At 67.6% G+C, this 17,346-nt stretch carries 15 protein-coding genes and 1 tRNA gene; 6 read left to right on the plus strand and 10 right to left on the minus strand.

Annotation, left to right across the window (positions count from 1 at the left end; genetic code table 11):
* Positions 1 to 9: 9 nt before the first annotated feature.
* On the minus strand, positions 10 to 2,736 hold the full coding sequence (aceE, locus tag GXN78_RS03525; RefSeq protein ID WP_106557779.1) for a pyruvate dehydrogenase (acetyl-transferring), homodimeric type: 2,727 nt from the start codon (positions 2,734 to 2,736) through the stop codon (positions 10 to 12).
* Between the two features lie 228 nt (positions 2,737 to 2,964).
* Here aceE and GXN78_RS03530 point away from each other — a divergent pair, with 228 nt between their 5' ends.
* The 5 genes from GXN78_RS03530 (at position 2,965) to GXN78_RS03550 (ending at position 9,897) form a co-directional block, all read left to right on the plus strand.
* On the plus strand, positions 2,965 to 5,508 hold the full coding sequence (locus GXN78_RS03530) for a PAS domain-containing sensor histidine kinase (protein ID WP_106557780.1): 2,544 nt from the start codon (positions 2,965 to 2,967) through the stop codon (positions 5,506 to 5,508).
* The gene (locus GXN78_RS03535) at positions 5,505 to 6,134 is read left to right on the plus strand and encodes a response regulator transcription factor (protein WP_028253580.1); all 630 of its coding nucleotides are present in this window, start codon (positions 5,505 to 5,507) and stop codon (positions 6,132 to 6,134) included. Before GXN78_RS03530 ends, GXN78_RS03535 begins: the two co-directional genes overlap by 4 nt.
* Before the next feature lie 76 nt (positions 6,135 to 6,210).
* The gene (gene folD, locus GXN78_RS03540) at positions 6,211 to 7,056 is read left to right on the plus strand and encodes a bifunctional methylenetetrahydrofolate dehydrogenase/methenyltetrahydrofolate cyclohydrolase FolD (protein WP_106557836.1); all 846 of its coding nucleotides are present in this window, start codon (positions 6,211 to 6,213) and stop codon (positions 7,054 to 7,056) included.
* 34 nt (positions 7,057 to 7,090) lie between these two features.
* A complete protein-coding gene (locus GXN78_RS03545; protein WP_106557781.1) occupies positions 7,091 to 9,151 on the plus strand; it encodes a M3 family metallopeptidase in 2,061 nt (686 codons plus the stop codon).
* Between the two features lie 116 nt (positions 9,152 to 9,267).
* Positions 9,268 to 9,897, plus strand: coding sequence for a glutaredoxin family protein (locus GXN78_RS03550; protein WP_106557782.1), 630 nt, complete (start codon positions 9,268 to 9,270; stop codon positions 9,895 to 9,897).
* Between the two features lie 34 nt (positions 9,898 to 9,931).
* On the opposite strand, the gene rpiA is transcribed toward GXN78_RS03550, so the two are convergent.
* A complete protein-coding gene (gene rpiA / locus GXN78_RS03555) occupies positions 9,932 to 10,633 on the minus strand; it encodes a ribose-5-phosphate isomerase RpiA (protein ID WP_106557783.1) in 702 nt (233 codons plus the stop codon).
* Between the two features lie 37 nt (positions 10,634 to 10,670).
* Between rpiA and GXN78_RS03560 the strand changes: the two genes are divergently transcribed.
* Positions 10,671 to 11,738 carry a quinone-dependent dihydroorotate dehydrogenase gene (locus GXN78_RS03560; RefSeq protein WP_106557784.1) on the plus strand — a complete coding sequence of 356 codons (1,068 nt, stop codon included), beginning with the start codon at positions 10,671 to 10,673 and terminating at the stop codon, positions 11,736 to 11,738.
* A gap of 16 nt (positions 11,739 to 11,754) precedes the next feature.
* On the opposite strand, the gene GXN78_RS03565 is transcribed toward GXN78_RS03560, so the two are convergent.
* The 8 genes from GXN78_RS03565 to hscA form a co-directional block, all read right to left on the minus strand.
* Complete coding sequence (locus GXN78_RS03565) at positions 11,755 to 12,447, minus strand: phage holin family protein (protein WP_106557785.1); 693 nt, start codon at positions 12,445 to 12,447, stop codon at positions 11,755 to 11,757.
* 36 nt (positions 12,448 to 12,483) lie between these two features.
* On the minus strand, positions 12,484 to 12,792 hold the full coding sequence (locus GXN78_RS03570; RefSeq protein ID WP_106557786.1) for a DUF883 family protein: 309 nt from the start codon (positions 12,790 to 12,792) through the stop codon (positions 12,484 to 12,486).
* Between the two features lie 93 nt (positions 12,793 to 12,885).
* Entirely contained in the window at positions 12,886 to 13,983 is a 1,098-nt protein-coding gene (locus GXN78_RS03575) for an NAD(P)/FAD-dependent oxidoreductase (protein ID WP_106557787.1), read from the minus strand.
* Between the two features lie 26 nt (positions 13,984 to 14,009).
* A complete protein-coding gene (locus GXN78_RS03580) occupies positions 14,010 to 14,153 on the minus strand; it encodes a stereocilin (protein WP_106557788.1) in 144 nt (47 codons plus the stop codon).
* 116 nt (positions 14,154 to 14,269) lie between these two features.
* Positions 14,270 to 14,344, minus strand: a tRNA-Val gene (locus GXN78_RS03585).
* Between the two features lie 76 nt (positions 14,345 to 14,420).
* A complete protein-coding gene (dnaQ, locus tag GXN78_RS03590) occupies positions 14,421 to 15,143 on the minus strand; it encodes a DNA polymerase III subunit epsilon (protein WP_106557789.1) in 723 nt (240 codons plus the stop codon).
* Entirely contained in the window at positions 15,143 to 15,481 is a 339-nt protein-coding gene (gene fdx / locus GXN78_RS03595) for an ISC system 2Fe-2S type ferredoxin (protein ID WP_106557790.1), read from the minus strand. The genes dnaQ and fdx overlap by 1 nt, the downstream gene beginning before the upstream one ends.
* A gap of 8 nt (positions 15,482 to 15,489) precedes the next feature.
* A complete protein-coding gene (hscA, locus tag GXN78_RS03600; RefSeq protein ID WP_106557791.1) occupies positions 15,490 to 17,346 on the minus strand; it encodes a Fe-S protein assembly chaperone HscA in 1,857 nt (618 codons plus the stop codon).

The following is a 17,346-nucleotide window of genomic DNA, read 5'->3' on the forward strand; positions in this document are numbered from 1 at the left end:
GGTTGTTGGTTACGCGTAGAGCGGGTTGATCTTGTCGACGTTGATGCCGTACTTCTTGATCGCTTCCGCCACCTTCGCGGCCGGCATCGCGCCATCGTCGGCCAGCGCCTTCAGGGCAGCGACCACGATGTAGTGGCGATTCACCTCGAAGTGCTCGCGCAGCTTGTTGCGGAAGTCGCTGCGGCCGAAGCCGTCGGTGCCCAGCACGCGGTAGCTGCGGTCCTTCGGGATGAAGGGACGGATCTGCTCGGCGTAGGCCTTCATGTAGTCGGTCGACGCGACCACCGGGCCGGTCGTCTTGGACAGCTGCTCGGCCACGAAGGACACGCGCGGCGCCTCGGTCGGGTGCAGCAGGTTCCAGCGGTCGGCGTCCTGGCCGTCGCGCGTCAACTCGTTGAAGCTCGGGCAGCTCCACACCGAGGCGGCGACGCCCCAGTCCTGCTCGAGCAGTTCCTGCGCGGCGAAGCTCTCGCGCAGGATGGTGCCGCTGCCCAGCAGTTGCACGGCCGGCGCTTCCTTGCCCTTGGCGGCCTTGATCGCGGGCGCCTGCTTGCACAGGTACATGCCCTTGATGATCTGCTCCTCGGTGCCGGGCTGCAAGCCGGGCATCGCGTAGTTCTCGTTCAGCAGCGTCAGGTAGTAGTAGACGTTGTCCTGCTTCTCGACCATGCGCTTCAGGCCGTGGTGCAGGATCACGCCGACCTCGTGCGCGAAGGTCGGGTCGTAGCTCACGCAGTTCGGGATGGTGTTGGCGAGGATGTGGCTGTGGCCGTCCTCGTGCTGCAGGCCCTCGCCGTTGAGCGTGGTGCGCCCGGAGGTGCCGCCCAGCAGGAAGCCGCGCGCCTGCATGTCGCCGGCCGCCCAAGCCAAATCACCGATGCGCTGGAAGCCGAACATCGAGTAGTACACATAGAACGGCACCATGATGCGGTTGTTGGTGCTGTACGAGGTGGCCGCGGCGATCCAGCTCGCCATGCCGCCCGCCTCGTTGATGCCTTCCTGCAGGATCTGGCCGGCCTTGTCTTCCTTGTAGTACATGACCTGGTCCTTGTCGACCGGGGTGTACTGCTGGCCATCGGGGTTGTAGATGCCGATCTGGCGGAACAGGCCTTCCATGCCGAAGGTGCGCGCCTCGTCGACCAGGATCGGCACCACGCGCGGGCCCAACGCCTTGTCGCGCAGCAGCTGCGTGAGGAAGCGCACGTAAGCCTGGGTGGTGGAGATCTCGCGGCCCTCGGCCGTAGGCTCCAGCACCGCCTTGAAGGTGTCCAGCGCCGGCACGGTGAAGCTCTCCTCGGCCTTGGCGCGGCGCGACGGCAGGTAGCCGCCCAGCGCCTTGCGGCGCTCGTGCAGGTACTTCATTTCCGGCGTGTCGTCGGCCGGCTTGTAGAAGGGCAGGTCGGCGAGCTGGCTGTCGGGGATCGGGATGTTGAAGCGGTCGCGGAAGCCCTTGATGTCTTCTTCGCCGAGCTTCTTGGTCTGGTGGACCGTGTTCTTCCCCTCGCCGATCTTGCCCATGCCGAAGCCCTTGACGGTCTTGATCAGGAGCACCGTCGGCTGGCCCGTGTGCTTGACGGCCGCGGCGAAGGCCGCATACACCTTTTGCGAATCGTGGCCGCCGCGGCGCAGGCTCCAGATGTCCTCGTCGCTCATCTTCGAGACCAGCTCCAGGGTGCGCGGATCGCGGCCGAAGAAATTCTTGCGCACATAGGCGCCGTCGTTGGCCTTGAACGACTGGTAGTCGCCGTCGTTCGTCTCCATCATGATCTTGCGCAGCGCGCCGTCCTTGTCGCGCGCGAGCAGCGGGTCCCAGCCGTTGCCCCACAGCAGCTTGATCACGTTCCAGCCCGAGCCGCGGAACTCGCCTTCCAGCTCCTGGATGATCTTGCCGTTGCCGCGCACCGGACCGTCCAGGCGCTGCAGGTTGCAGTTGATGACGAAGACCAGGTTGTCCAGACGCTCGCGCGCCGCCAGGCCGATGGCGCCCAGCGACTCGACCTCGTCCATCTCGCCGTCGCCGCAGAACACCCACACCTTGCGGTTGGCGGTGTCGGCGATGCCGCGCGCATGCAGGTACTTGAGGAACCGCGCCTGGTAGATGGCCATCAGCGGGCCCAGGCCCATCGAGACGGTGGGGAACTGCCAGAACGCGGGCATCAGCTTCGGATGCGGATAGCTCGACAGGCCCTTGCCGTCGACCTCCTGGCGGAAGTTGAGCAGCTGTTCTTCTGTCAGGCGGCCTTCGAGGTAGGCGCGGGCATAGATGCCGGGGGAGACGTGGCCCTGGATGTAGAGGCAGTCGCCGCCGTGGTTCTCGCTCTCGGCATGCCAGAAGTGGTTGAAGCCGGCGCCGAACATGTTGGCCAGCGAGGCGAACGAGCCGATGTGGCCGCCCAGGTCACCCCCCTCGGGCGGATGGTGGCGGTTGGCCTTCACCACCATGGCCATGGCGTTCCAGCGCATGTAGGCGCGCAGGCGCTCTTCGATCTCGAGGTTGCCGGGGCAGCGCTCTTCCTGGTCTGCCTCGATCGTGTTGACGTAGGCGGTATTGGCCGAGAAGGGTTTGTCGATGCTGTGCTGGCGCGCGTGCTCCAGCAGCTGTTCGAGCAGGAAGTGAGCGCGATCGGCCCCCTCGCTCTGAATCACGGCGGACAGGGCGTCCATCCACTCACGGGTTTCTTGGGCGTCCGTGTCGTTCGCAGCGGAACCGAACCGGTTCTCGGGAATTGCCGACATGCTTGTCTCCTTTTTGAGGGGGTGTGGCTGGGTAATTTAGTGCCGGAACCGGCAGCGCGCGGAGTTTCTCACAGAAATTTCGTAATTTCAAATAGTGCGTGACGATTTCTTATAGTGAAATTCATCGACGTTCATAAATGGAGAAATGAACCTCATCGCCTCTTTCGGAGTCATGTCACTGCCCCCCGTCCACATGCCCGTGGAGAGGCCTTCCCCTACACTTGCTCGATGCCCTTCTCCTCCCCGATCGCGGTGGCGCGCGGCGCCGTCAGCGCGTCGCCGCTTTCATGGTGGCGGCGCTGGTGGCGCCGGCAGACGCCGATGCTGCAGGACGCGGTGGCGATGCTGGCTCCGCTGGCGGCGGTGCTGCTGTTCCTGGCCGCCATCGTCTCCGCCTTCTGGTACCTACGCGCGGAGGAGGTGGAGCGCGAGCAGGAGTCGGTGAAGCGCGACGTCGAGTACGCCCAGCAGCGCGTGCGCCTGCGCCTGCTGGAGCGCCAGGAGCAGCTGATGCGCCTGGCGCGCGACGCCTCCAACCGCGAGATCGACGCGACCGAGTTCTCGAGCCGGGCGGAGTCGCTGGTGAGCCAGTTCCCCGAGCTGCAGGCCATCAGCTGGATCGACGACCGGCGCCGCTTCAAGGCCGGCTACGCCGCACCCAGCGTGCACCCGTCCCAGCAGCATGCGGTGGGCGACGTGCTGCGGCCGGGCGACATCGAAAGCAACTACGCGCTGGCGCGCGAACTACGCCAGCCGGTGTTCTCGCAGCCGGTGGCGGGCGGCGATCCGACGGCGATGCTGCAGTTGCACGTCCCCTTCTTCGACCAGGGCCTGTTCGCGGGCGAGGTGCTGGGCGAGTTCTCGATCGACGGCATCTTGCGCTACGGCATGCCCTCGGAAGTGTCGGCGCGCTATGCGGTGTCGCTGCTCGACGCCAAGGGCGGGCTGATCGCCGGCAACACGGTCGCCAGCCCGCGCGAGGCCGAGACCCGCCTGCTGCCATGGAGCGAGCAGACCAACGAATACGAGGTCCCGGTGTCGCCGGTGGGCAATGCGCTGGTGCTGCGGGCGCAGGCCTACCGCACCTCGCAGGGCGTGGTCGGCAACGGGCTGTTCTGGCTGGTCGGCGCGCTCAGCGTGCTCACGAGCTGGATGCTGATCGGCACCTGGCGCCACACGCGGCGGCGGCTGCAGGCCCAGCAGGCGCTAGTGGCCGAGACCAACTTCCGGCGCGCGATGGAGAACTCCATGCTCACCGGCATGCGCGTGCTCGACCTCGAGGGCCGCATCACCTACGTCAACGCGGCCTTCTGCGCGATGACCGGCTGGGACGAGAGCGAGCTGGTCGGGCAGACGCCGCCCTTCCCCTACTGGCTGGAGTCCGACCGCGAGATCATGAACGAGCGGCTCGAGGAAGAGCTGCACGGCCGCGCCCTGCCGGGCGGCTTCCAGGTGCGCGTCAAGCGCAAGAACGGCAGCGTGTTCAACGCCCGCCTCTACGTCTCGCCGCTGATCGACGCGCGTGGCCACCAGACCGGCTGGATGACTTCGATGACCGACATCACCGAGCCGACCCGCATCCGCGAGCAGCTCTCGGCCTCCTACGAGCGCTTCACCACCGTGCTGGAAGCGCTGGACGCCTCGGTGTCGGTCGCGCCGCTCGGCAGCGAGGAACTGCTCTTCGCCAACAAGCTGTACCGCCTCTGGTTCGGCTCCGACACCGTGGGCCACCTGGGCATGGTGGCGCAGGCCGGCGTGCCGGCCTCGCATGCGCACGACGATGCGCTCGACGACGTCGACCCCTTCGCCGGCCTGCCGATCGACCAGCTGACCGCCGCGCAGCCGGCCAACAACGAGATCTTCGTGCCCGAGCTGGGCAAGTGGCTGGAGGTGCGATCGCGCTACCTGACCTGGGTCGACGGGCGCCTGGCGCAGCTGGTGATCGCGACCGACATCACGCCGCGCCGCATGGCCGAGGACCTGTCGGCCGCGCAGGCCGACCGAGCCCAGGCCGCCAGCCGGCTCATCACGATGGGCGAGATGGCCTCCAGCGTGGCGCACGAGCTGAACCAGCCGCTGACCGCAATCACCAACTACTGCAACGGGATGATGTCGCGCATCCGCGGCCAGCAGATCGATTCGGATGCCTTGCTCGCGGCCCTGGACAAGACCTCCAAGCAGGCGCAGCGGGCGGGCCAGATCATCCAGCGCATCCGCTCCTTCGTGAAGCGCAGCGAGCCCAACCGCACGCCGGCCGAGGTCTCGACGATGGTGAGCGAGGCGGTCGAACTCGCCGGCATCGAGCTCAGGCGCCGCAACGTGCGTCTCAATCACTACGTGGCGGCGCGGCTGCCGGTGGTGCGGGTCGATCCGATCCTGATCGAGCAGGTGATGGTCAACCTGCTGAAGAACGCGGCCGAGTCCATCGACCTGGCCGACCGGCCGCTGGCGCGCCGCAGCGTCGAGCTGCGCGTGCTGCCCAAGGTCATCGACGGCCAGAACGCCATCGAGTTCTCGGTGCAGGACACCGGCATGGGCTTGGCGCCGGAAGTCATGGACCGGCTCTACGAAGCCTTCTTCTCCACCAAGCCCGAAGGCATGGGCATCGGGCTCAACCTCTGCCGCACCATTGTCGAGTCGCACCGCGGCCGGATGCGGGCAGAGAACATCTACAATGGCCCGGACGTGGTCGGATGCCGTTTTTCCTTCTGGATTCCGGTGTTGGACGCTATTGATTCCGTAGCAAGCAACGAGGCGAAAGTACCCGCATGAGTTTGATTCCGAAGAAGGGCACGGTCTATGTCGTCGACGACGACGAAGCAGTCCGCGATTCGTTGCAATGGCTGCTCGAAGGCAAGGACTACCGGGTCCGCTGCTTCGATTCGGCCGAGTCCTTTCTCTCGCGCTACGACCCGCGCGAAGTCGCCTGCCTGATCGTCGATATCCGCATGGGCGGCATGTCGGGCATCGAGTTGCAAGACCGCCTGATCGAGCGCCGCTCGCCGCTCCCCATCGTCGTCATCACCGGGCATGGCGACGTGCCCATGGCGGTCGACAGCATGAAGAAGGGCGCGATGGACTTCATCCAGAAGCCCTTCAACGACGAGGCACTGGTGGCCCTTGTCGAGCGCATGCTCGAACATGCACGCGGCGCCTTCGCCCAGCACCAGCAGTCGGCCAGCCGCGATGCGCTGCTGTCCAAGCTGACCGGCCGCGAGGCCCAGGTGCTCGAACGCATCGTCGCCGGCCGGCTCAACAAGCAGATCGCCGACGACCTCGGCATCAGCATCAAGACGGTGGAGGCGCACCGCGCCAACATCATGGAAAAGCTCAACGCCAATACGGTGGCCGACCTGCTCAAGATCGCACTCGGGCAAGCAGCCCCCGCCAAAGCCTGACGGCCATCGCGGCCATAGCCACAATCAAATCCGACGCCTGCGCAAGCGGGCGTTTTTACTTGGAGAATCGAAAATGATGACAGCTCAACTGATCGACGGTAATGCACTCGCGGCGCGCACCCGGGCCGATGTGGCGCGCCGGGTGCAGGCGCTCAAGGCGCGCGGCATCGCGCCGGGGCTCGCCGTGATCCTGGTGGGCGAGGACCCGGCCAGCCAGGTCTATGTGCGCCACAAGGTCAAGGACAGCGAAGAGGCCGGCCTGCATTCGGTGCTGGAGCGCCACCCGGCCACGCTGTCCGAGGCCGAGTTGCTGGCGCGCATCGACGCGCTCAACAAGGACCCGGCCATCCACGGCATCCTGGTGCAGTTGCCGCTGCCCAAGCACATCGACGCGGCCCGCGTCATCGAGTCGATCTCGCCCGCCAAGGACGTGGACGGCTTCCACGTCGCCAGCGCCGGCGCGCTGATGACCGGCCAGCCCGGCTTCTGGCCCTGCACGCCCTACGGCTGCATGAAGATGCTGGAATCCATCGGCTACGAGCTGCGCGGCAAGCATGCGGTGGTGATCGGCCGCAGCAACATCGTCGGCAAGCCGATGGCCATGATGCTGCTGGCCAAGAGCGCCACCGTGACCATCTGCCACAGCGCCACGCAGGATCTCGCCGCCTTTACGCGCCAGGCCGACGTGGTCGTCGCCGCGGTCGGCAAGCGCAATGTGCTCACGGCCGACATGGTCAAGCCCGGCGCCGTGATCATCGACGTGGGCATGAACCGCAACGACGAGGGCAAGCTCTGCGGCGACGTCGACTTCGAGGGCGTGCGCGAGGTGGCGGGCTGGATCACGCCGGTCCCCGGCGGCGTCGGCCCCATGACCCGCGCGATGCTGCTCGTCAACACCCTGGAAGCGGCCGAACGCTCTTGAACTCCTTCGGCCCCACCGCCAACTGCCTCAGACCATGACCAATCCGCTCCTCGACTTCAAAGATCTCCCGCTCTTCGACCAGATCAGGCCCGAGCATGTCGCCCCCGCGGTCGACGTGCTGCTGGCCGATGCCGACGCGGCCCTGCAGACGGCCACGGCGCCCGAGTTCCCGGCCGACTGGAACGCGATCGCCAAGGTGCTGGATGTTGCCTCGGAGCGCTTCAGCCGCGCCTGGGGCGCGGTTGGCCACCTCAACGCCGTGGCCGACACGCCCGAGCTGCGCGCGGCCTACAACGAGGCCATGCCGCGCGTCACCGCCTTCTGGACGCGCCTGGGCTCCGACGAGCGGCTTTACGCCAAGTACAAGGCCATCGATCCGGCAACGCTGAACACGGAGCAGCGCCAGGCGCATCGCAACGCGGTGCGCAACTTCGTGCTCGGCGGCGCCGAGCTGCAGGGCGAGGCCAAGAAGCGCTTCGCCGAGATCCAGGAGCGCCAGGCCGAGCTGAGCCAGAAGTTCAGCGAGAACGCGCTGGACGCCACTGACGCCTTCGCCTACTTCGCGCAGTTCGGCGAGCTCGAAGGCCTGCCCGAGGACGTGATCAGCGCCGCGCGCGCGGCGGCCGAGGCCGAGGGCAAGCAGGGCTACAAGCTCACGCTGAAGATGCCTTCCTACTTGCCGGTCATGCAGTTCGCGAAGAGCAGCGCGCTGCGCGAGACGCTCTACCGCGCCTACGTCACGCGCGCCAGCGAGTTCGGCGACCCGGCGCTCGACAACACCGAGCTCATCCGCGAGATCCTCGCGCTGCGCCAGGAAGAAGCGAAGCTCCTGGGCTACCCCAACTTCGGCGAACTCTCGATCGTGCCCAAGATGGCCGAGTCGGCCGACCAGGTCATCCGCTTCCTGCGCGACCTCGCCACCAAGGCCCGCCCCTTCGGCGAGCGCGATCTGGCCGACCTGCGGGTCTTCGCCTCGCAGCAACTGTCCATCGGCGATCCGCAGCCCTGGGACTGGAGCTACATCGGCGAAAAGCTCAAGGAAGCGCGCTACGCTTTCAGCGAGCAGGAGGTCAAGCAGTACTTCACCGCGCCGAAGGTGATGGCGGGCCTGTTCAAGATCGTCGAGACGCTGTTCGAGGTGTCGATCCGCCGCGACAGTGCGCCGGTTTGGCATTCGAGCGTCGAGTTCTACCGCATCGAGCGCCAAACCCCGGAAGGTCGCCAGAAGGTCGGCCAGTTCTACCTCGACCCGTCGGCCCGCGCCGCCAAGCGCGGCGGCGCCTGGATGGACGACGTGCGGGCCCGCTGGCTGCGCCCCGACAACGGCACGCTGCAAACGCCGGTCGCGCAGCTGGTCTGCAACTTCGCCGAGGGCGTGGACGGCAAGCCGCCGCTGCTCACGCATGACGACGTGACCACGCTCTTCCACGAGTTCGGCCACGGCCTGCACCACATGCTCACCCAGGTGAACGAGCGCGACGTCTCCGGCATCAGCGGCGTCGAATGGGATGCCGTCGAACTGCCCAGCCAGTTTATGGAGAACTTCTGCTGGGAATGGGAGGTGCTCGCGCACATGACGGCGCACGTCGACAGCGGCGAGCCGCTGCCGCGCGCGCTCTTCGACAAGATGATCGCGGCCAAAAACTTCCAGAGCGGGCTGCAGACGCTGCGCCAGATCGAGTTCTCGCTCTTCGACATGCTGCTGCACACCGAGCACGACGCCGCCAGCGCCAAGCCTGGCGACGTGATGGCCCTGCTCGAAAAGGTGCGCGCCGAAGTCGCGGTGATGCCCTCGCCGCCCTTCAGCCGCACGCCCAACACCTTCAGCCATATCTTCTCGGGCGGCTACGCGGCCGGCTACTACAGCTACAAGTGGGCCGAGGTGCTGAGCGCCGATGCCTACGCGGCCTTCGAGGAAACCGCCGGCGCCAATGGCGAGCCCAGCATCGAGACCGGCCGCCGCTACCGCCAGGCCATCCTCGAGGCCGGCGGCAGCCGCACGGCGATGGAGTCGTTCAAAGCCTTCCGCGGCCGCGAACCGCAGCTCGACGCGCTGTTGCGCCACCAGGGAATGACCGAGGCGCAGCCGGCCTGAGCCGCCGGGCCGCTCCCAAGGCGATACCGCAGCCGAAGGCGAAGGTACTCCAGTGATCTGGCCTTCTGCCGGTCGGGCCTGAGATACTCCGCGGCATCGGATCACGAAAGCCATCGATGAAGATTCACTCGCGTTTCTCGGCCCCCGCCCTCTTGTTGCTGCTCGCCGCCGGAGCCGCCTTTGCGCAGCCGGTCTATCGCCATGTCGACAAGAACGGCAAGGTGACCTTCTCCGATCAGCCGCCGGCGGCCGATGCCCAGGCGGCGGCGCCGCGCGGCGGCGCTGCAGGCGGTTCCGGCCCCGCGCTCCCCTACGAATTGCGGCAGGTGGCGCAGCGCTACCCCGTCACGATCTACACCGGTGACGAGTGCGGCCCTTGCGGTGCCGGCCGCTCGCTGCTGGTGACGCGGGGCATTCCTTTCGAGGAGCGCACCGTGAAGAGCAACGAGGACATCGAGGCGCTGCAGCGCCTGAGCGGCGGGCAGCCCTCGTTGCCGCTGCTCTCCATCGGCTCGCAGCAACTCAAGGGTTTCTCGGACGCGGAATGGTCGCAATACCTGGACGCGGCCGGCTACCCCAAGAGCGCCCAGTTGCCGGCGGGCTATCGCAATCCGCCGGCGCAGCCGCTGGTCGCGATCCAGGCGGCGCCTGCCAGGCCTGTCGCCGCACCCGCCCCGGCGCCGGTGCCTGCGCCGGCTGCCGCCAACGGGCCGACGCCGAGCAACCCGGCGGGCATCAAGTTCTGAAGTTTTGAAGTTCTGAGTTGGGCGGCCGCTGCGCTCAGTCGAAGCGCAGCGTCTGCACGCCCGAAGGCGTGCCCAACAGGCAAAGATTGGCGCGCTGGTGAGCGAAGACGCCGACGGTCACCACGCCGGGCCATTGGTTCACTTCCGACTCGAAGCCCAGCGGGTCGGTGATCCGCAGGCCCGTCACGTCGATGATGTGCTGGCCGTTGTCGGTGACCAGGGCGGCACCGTCCTTCTCGCGCACTTGCGCCATGCCGCCGAGGCGGGCGAACTGCCGGATCACGCGCTGCGCTGCCATCGGGATCACCTCCACCGGCAGCGGGAAGGCACCGAGGGTGTTCACGCGCTTGGAGGCGTCGGCGATGCAGATGAAGCGCCGGGACTGCGCCGCGACAATCTTCTCGCGCGTCAGCGCCGCGCCGCCGCCCTTGATCATGTAGCCGCGGCCATCGATCTCGTCGGCGCCGTCGATGTAGACAGCGAGCTCTTCCACCTCGTTGCTGTCGAACACCGGGATGCCCAGTGCCCGCAGGCGCTCGGTCGATGCCAACGAACTCGACACGGCGCCCCGGATGTCTTCCTTGATGGTGGCCAGGGCATCGATGAACTTGTTGACGGTCGAGCCGGTGCCGACGCCGACGATGTCTCCCTTCGCGACATGGGCGAGTGCGGCGCGGCCGACCTGCGCCTTCTGCTCATCCTGGGACAGCGCCGGAACGGAAGGGGGGGAATTCATCGGGGACAATCCTTATGACGAAGCCCGCAATTATCCAATGTCCCTGCTGCTGCCCTCCTCGCTTTACACGCTCGCCCGACCTTTCCTCTTCGGTTTCGACCCCGAGCACGCCCACGAGCTGACGCTCGACGCGCTGGCGCGCACACAGAACACGCCGTTTGCGTGCGCGTACGCCGCTCCCCGGGTCGACGACCGGCTGACGCTGGCGGGCCTGCGCTTTCCGAACCGGATCGGCCTGGCCGCAGGGCTGGACAAGAACGCCCGCTGCATCGACGCTTTCGCCGCCATGGGCTTCGGCTTCGTCGAGGTCGGCACGGTCACGCCCAAGGCACAGCCGGGCAATCCCAAGCCGCGCATGTTCCGGCTGCCGCAGCGCAACGCCCTCATCAACCGGCTGGGCTTCAACAACGAAGGGCTGGACACCTTCCTGGCCAACGTGCAGCGCGCACGCTTCAGGCGCGACGCCGGCAAGGCGCCGATGCTGCTGGGCCTCAACATCGGCAAGAACGCCGCAACGCCGATCGAGCGGGCCGTGGACGACTACCTGGTCTGCCTGGACGGCGTGTATTCGCATGCCGACTATGTGACGATCAACATCTCCAGTCCCAACACCGCGAACCTGCGCTCGCTGCAGAGCGACGAGGCGCTTGACGCGCTGCTCGGCCCGGTGGCGGACAAGCGCGAGGCCCTGGCGCAGCGCCACGGCAAGCGGGTGCCGCTGTTCGTGAAGATCGCGCCGGATCTGGAAGAAGCGCAGGTCCAGGTGATTGCCGCCACGCTGCGACGACACGGCATGGACGGCGTGATTGCCACCAACACGACGCTGGCACGCGACGCGGTTGCGGGCCTGCCCCATGCGAACGAAACGGGCGGCCTCTCGGGCACACCAGTGCGGGAGGCGAGCAACCGGGTGATCGCCCAGCTGCGAGCGGCCCTGGGCGCCGATTTCCCGATCATCGGGGTCGGCGGCGTGCTGAGCGGGGCCGACGCGCAGGCCAAGGTCGACGCCGGCGCCGACCTGGTGCAGATCTACACCGGGCTCATCTACAAGGGACCGGCGCTGGTGCGCGAAGCCGCGCAGGCATTGCGCCGGCGCGGACGCTGAGCAGCAGGCACGCCGCTCAGCGCATTCGCCACAGCACGGGAACGATCACCGCCGCCCAGCGCAGCAGACGGCGCGGACCGATCACCGCCACAGCGGCAGCCGCCACGGCACCGGTCGCGACCGGATGCTCGCGTGCGATCCGCAGCGCGGCGGCACTGGCGGTCTCGTCGGCAGGTGCAGGCCCCGCGGCCTTCGATGGCGCGCCCTGGAGGGTCGCGATGCGCTCACGCTGACGCGCGATGCGTGCCAGCAGTTCCTCGCGGCTGCGTGGCCGGGGCTCGCGCGAAGACGCTTCGTCCTCGTCGCCCAGATCGAATCGCGCCTGCACCCATTCCCAATCGCGCTCGAACTCGCGGCGAGCCGGCTCGAAGGCGTCCGAAGCGCTCCGCAGCGTGTTCATCAGGGCCACGACGGCGACCACCCAGAGCGCGATCCACACCACCGCCACCGACCAGGCTGCGGCTACGCGGTTGGGCGTATCCCAGAAATGCACGACGACTGCGACGGACAGCAGCGCCACGGTGACGGTGGTGAGCCCGATCACCGCGACCACCAAGGCCAGCACCAGCCGCAGCCGCTGCCGTTCCTCTTCCCAGGCCAGCTTCAGCAGCTGGACACGGTCCTCGGCCGCCAGGGCGCCCTCCCCGGCCGCGATGCGCAGCCGGCGCAAGCGCGCATCCAGCCCGAGCAGGGACAGCAGCCTTTTCATGCGCGCCGCCTCCGGCGCGCGCCGGACCGCTCGCGCTCAGCGGCGGCCAAGCAGCAGACCCACCAGCACGCCCACCGCCAGGGCGGCGCCGGCGATCTGCCATGGCTCGTCGTGGGCGTAGGCGTTGGCCGTGCTCGCCGCCTCGCGCGCCTTCTTGGCCGCGAGCTTGCTCTTCTCGGCAGCGAGTTCGCGCGCGATCGCCAGCTTGCTGTCGATGCGCTGGCGCAAGGCCTTGATGTGGGGCAAGGTGTCGAGTTCCTTGCTGGCAAGCACGCCGCGGACGTCGCTGGCGATATCTTCCGCCACGGCATTGGCCGCCGCTTCGAGGTTTGAGGATGCAGTCATTGAAATCTTCCCTCCGGGATTCCCACCGGCACCGCGCCGGCGACTTCACGCCGGACTGCGGCGTGGCATCCCATGGTACATGGCCGAATGGGGCTAAGGCAGCAAAGCCGCTACATGTCTTGCGATGGCGAGGCTGCTGGTGAGCCCGGGCGACTCGATGCCGAACAGGTTGACCAGCCCCGCGACGCCGTGCGCTGCGGGACCTTCGATCAGGAAATCGCGGGCCGGCTCTCGCGGGCCGGAGATCTTCGGCCGGATGCCGGCATAGCCCGGAACGAGTGCGTTATCGGGCAGTGCCGGCCAGTACTTGCGCACTTCTGCATAGAAGCCCTCGCCGCGCCGGGGATCGACCACCAGATCGCCGGGCGAATCGACCCATTGGACGTCCGGACCGAACTTGGCCTGGCCGCCGAGATCGAGCGTCAGATGCACGCCCAGTCCGGCGGCTTCGGGCACCGGGTAGATCAGCCGGCTGAAAGGTGCGCGGCCTGTCAGGGTGAAATAGTTGCCCTTGGCGAAATGGGCCGTCGGGACCGCACTCGCGGGCAAGCCCTCGAAGCGCCGCGCGAGCGCCGGTGCGCCCAGGCCCGCGGCGTTGACGACGCTGCGGCATCGCAGCGCGGTGCCGTCCTCGGCGATGAGAACGATGGCACCGTCCGTGCACTGCGCGCGCGCCACCGGCGATTTCAGCGCCAGCATGCCGCCCGCACTTTCCAGGTCGCCTTGCAGGCTCAGCATCAGCGCGTGGCTGTCGACGATGCCGGTACTCGGCGAATGCAGGGCAGCCACGCATTCCAGTTGGGCTTCCATCGCCCGTGCCTGCTCGCGCGTGAGCAGGACCAGATCGTGCACGCCGTTGGCCCGGGCCTTGGCGGCGATCACGTCGAGCTCCGGCACCTGTGCCGGCGTCGTGGCCACGATCAACTTGCCGCAGCGGCGATGTGGAAGGCTGCGCTGCTCCAAGTACTCGTAGAGCAACTGCTTGCCCTCGACGCACAGGCGCGCCTTCAGCGAGCCCTCGGGGTAATAGATGCCGGCGTGGATCACCTCGCTGTTGCGAGAGCTGGTGCCCGTGCCGATGGCACCCTCGGCCTCGAGCACGATGACCTCGCGTCCCGCGAGCGCAAGCGCCCGGCCCACGGCCAGGCCCACCACACCGGCGCCGATGACGGCGCAATCGAATTCGTCCATGCCGCGAGCTTAGCGGGCCCGCGCGCTCACTTCGGCTGGGACGAGAAGGGCTTCTCCGGATCGGTAGGCTCGGGCGGTGCGGAGGGGCCTTCGTCGGGCTCCACCGGCAGCTCCGGCACGTCGGGCGGGTCGGAGGTGATGGGCGTCGGAAGATCGGGGCTGGTGGCCATGACCGTTTTCTCCTTTCAGCGCCGTTCTACAAGATTGGGAACGTGCAACAACCGGCGCAAGACCGCAGTTTGCGTCGGCACGGGCCGACAACGCCAGCAGGAAGGGAAAAGGAAGTTGGTGGGCGGTGGAGGTTTCGAACCTCCGACCCCAGCAGTGTGAATGCTGTGCTCTACCCCTGAGCTAACCGCCCCTCCCGACACGACGACGGCGATTTGCGCATCGCATCGGTTGGATTCTTTCAGCGCCACTTGGCGCGAAGCCTGCGATTATGCCACAGCATTTTCGGCTGCCTGCCGAAAAATCGTCCGGCCGTTGCTGGCCTTGTCGAGCTGCAGCAGCAGCTCTTCGTGCGCGGCGAGTTCGTGGTCGGCCGCCGTCAGCACCGGCAGGACGAAGCTGCGCAGATCGACCGCCACCATCGCGCGCCCCTGCACCGGCTCATTGGCCGCGATGTCGATCAGCAGCGCATCTTGGCCGCGCGTCAGGTTGATGTAGACATCGGCCAGCAGTTGCGCGTCCAGCTTGGCGCCGTGGAAGGTGCGGTTCGAGCGGTCGACGCCGAAGCGGTCGCACAGCGCATCGAGCGAATTGCGCTTGCCCGGGTACACCGTCTTCGCGAGTGCCAGCGTGTCGGTGACATCGCCCACGAAACTGCGCAGCGGCGGCAGGCCGGCGAGCTCGAACTCCTTGTTGAGGAAGCCGACGTCGAAGGCTGCGTTGTGGATGATCAGCTCGGCGTCGCGCAGGTACTCGACGATGTCGTTCGCCAGCGTCGCGAACTTCGGCTTGTCGCGCAGGAAGTCGCTCGTCAGCCCGTGCACCTTGAGCGCATCCTCATGGCTCTCGCGCCCCGGATTGAAGTAGATGTGCAGGTCGTTGCCGGTGAGCTTGCGGCTGAACAGCTCCACGCATCCCAGTTCGATGATGCGGTCGCCGTTCTCGGCCGAAAGGCCCGTGGTTTCGGTGTCGAGAACAACTTGGCGCGTCATCAGTGGTTTTCTTTGGCGTGATTGATCGAGTACTTGGGAATTTCGACCGTGAGATCGGTTTGGGCGAGTATCGCCTGGCAGCTGAGACGCGATTGCGGCTCCAGGCCCCAGGCGCGGTCGAGCAGGTCTTCCTCACCCTCCTCAGCCTCGTTGAGCGATTCGATGCCCTTGCGCACGATCACATGGCAGGTGGTGCAGGCGCAACTCATCTCGCAGGCATGCTCGATGTCGATGTGGTTCTCGAGCATCGCCTCGCAGATCGAGGTGCCGGCGGGCGCGCTGATCTCGGCGCCCTCGGGGCAGTACTCGGCGTGGGGAAGGATCTTGATCGTGGGCATTGAGGCTTCTAGAGGGATTCGATCTGCCGGCCGGCGAGCGCGCGTGCAATGCCCGCGTTCATGCGCTGTGCGGCGAAGGCTTCGGTGCCGTCGGCCAGGGCCTTGGTCGCGGCCTCGATGGCGGCGGCGTCGTCGGCCGATCGCGCGGCGTGCAACGCGCTCATCAGCGCCTCGATGGCCTCGCGTTCCTCGGCGTCGAGCAGGTCGCCGTCGGCATCGAGGGCGCTCCGCGTGGCCAGCAGCATGCGGTCGGCGTCGACACGCGCCTCGACCAGCGCGCGCGCCTGCATGTCCTGCTGCGCGGTGGAGAAGCTGTCCTGCAGCATCCTGGCGATCTGGTCGTCCGAAAGGCCATAGGAAGGCTTGACCGTCACGCTGGCCTCCACGCCGCTGCCCTGCTCCCTGGCACTAACGCTGAGCAGCCCATCGGCATCGACGGTGAAAGTGACTCGGATGCGCGCTGCGCCCGCGACCATCGGCGGGATGCCGCGCAGCTCGAAGCGCGCGAGGCTGCGGCAATCGGCGACCAGGTCGCGCTCGCCCTGCACCACGTGCAGCGCCAGCGCGGTCTGGCCGTCCTGGTAAGTCGTGAAGTCCTGCGCCATCGCGGTCGGGATGGTCTGGTTGCGCGGCACGATGCGCTCGACCAGGCCGCCCATGGTCTCGATGCCGAGCGAGAGCGGGATCACGTCGAGCAGCAGCAGGTCGTCCGTGCCGCCGTTGCCGGCCAGCTGGTTCGCCTGGATCGCGGCGCCCAGCGCGACGACTTCATCGGGATTCAGGTTGATCAGAGGGTCGCGGCCAAAGAACTCGGCCACGGCGTGCCGGATCTGCGGCATACGGGTCGCACCGCCGACCAGCACGATGCCCTGCAACTCGGCCGGCTGAAGGCGGGCGTCACGCAGGGCCTTGCGCACGGCGGCGATGGTGCGCGCGGTCAGGGCTAGGGTGGCGGCTTCGAACTGTGCGCGCGAGATGTCCAGTTGCAGTGCTCCGGTGGCCAGGGCCGCTTCGAAGATGGCCGTGTCCGCGGCGGACAAGGCTTCCTTGGTGGCGCGTGCGGCGACGAGCAGTGCGGCCTTATCCGCATCGCCGCGGGCCTCGAAGCCGGCCTGCGCCAACGCGAAATCGGCCAGCGCGTGGTCATAGTCATCCCCGCCGAGCGCGGAGTCGCCGCCGGTGGCGATGACCTCGAACACGCCCTGCGTCAGGCGCAGGATCGAGATGTCGAAAGTGCCGCCGCCCAGGTCGTAGACCGCATAGACGCCCTCGCTGGCGTTGTCCAGCCCGTAGGCGATCGCGGCGGCCGTCGGTTCGCTGATCAAGCGCAGCACGTTGAGCCCGGCGAGTTGGGCCGCATCCTTGGTCGCCTGGCGCTGGCCCTCGTCGAAGTAGGCGGGCACGGTGATCACGGCGCCGTAGAGCTCGTCGTCGAAGGTGTCTTCGGCGCGGTAGCGCAGCGTCGCGAGGATCTCGGCGCTCACCTCGACCGGCGACTTGACACCGGCCGCCGTCTGCACCTGGACCATGCCCGCATCGCCGCCCAGGCGATAGGCCATGGCCCCGCGGTTGGCGACGTCCTGCACGCCGCGCCCCATCAGTCGCTTGACGGAGGTGATGACGTTGGACGGATCGGCCGCGCGTGCGGCCAGCGCGTCGAAGCCGATCTGGCGGCGGTCCTTGTCGAGGTAGCGCACGACCGAGGGCAGAAGGACACGCCCCTCGGCGTCGGGCAGACACTCGGCCACGCCGTTGCGCACGGCCGCCACCAGCGAATGGGTAGTGCCGAGGTCGATGCCCACCGCGATGCGGCGCTGGTGCGGGTCGGGCGCCTGGCCGGGTTCTGAAATCTGAAGCAATGCCAT

Source organism: Variovorax sp. WS11 (assembly GCF_010499245.1).
Taxonomy (GTDB): Bacteria; Pseudomonadota; Gammaproteobacteria; order Burkholderiales; family Burkholderiaceae_C; genus Variovorax.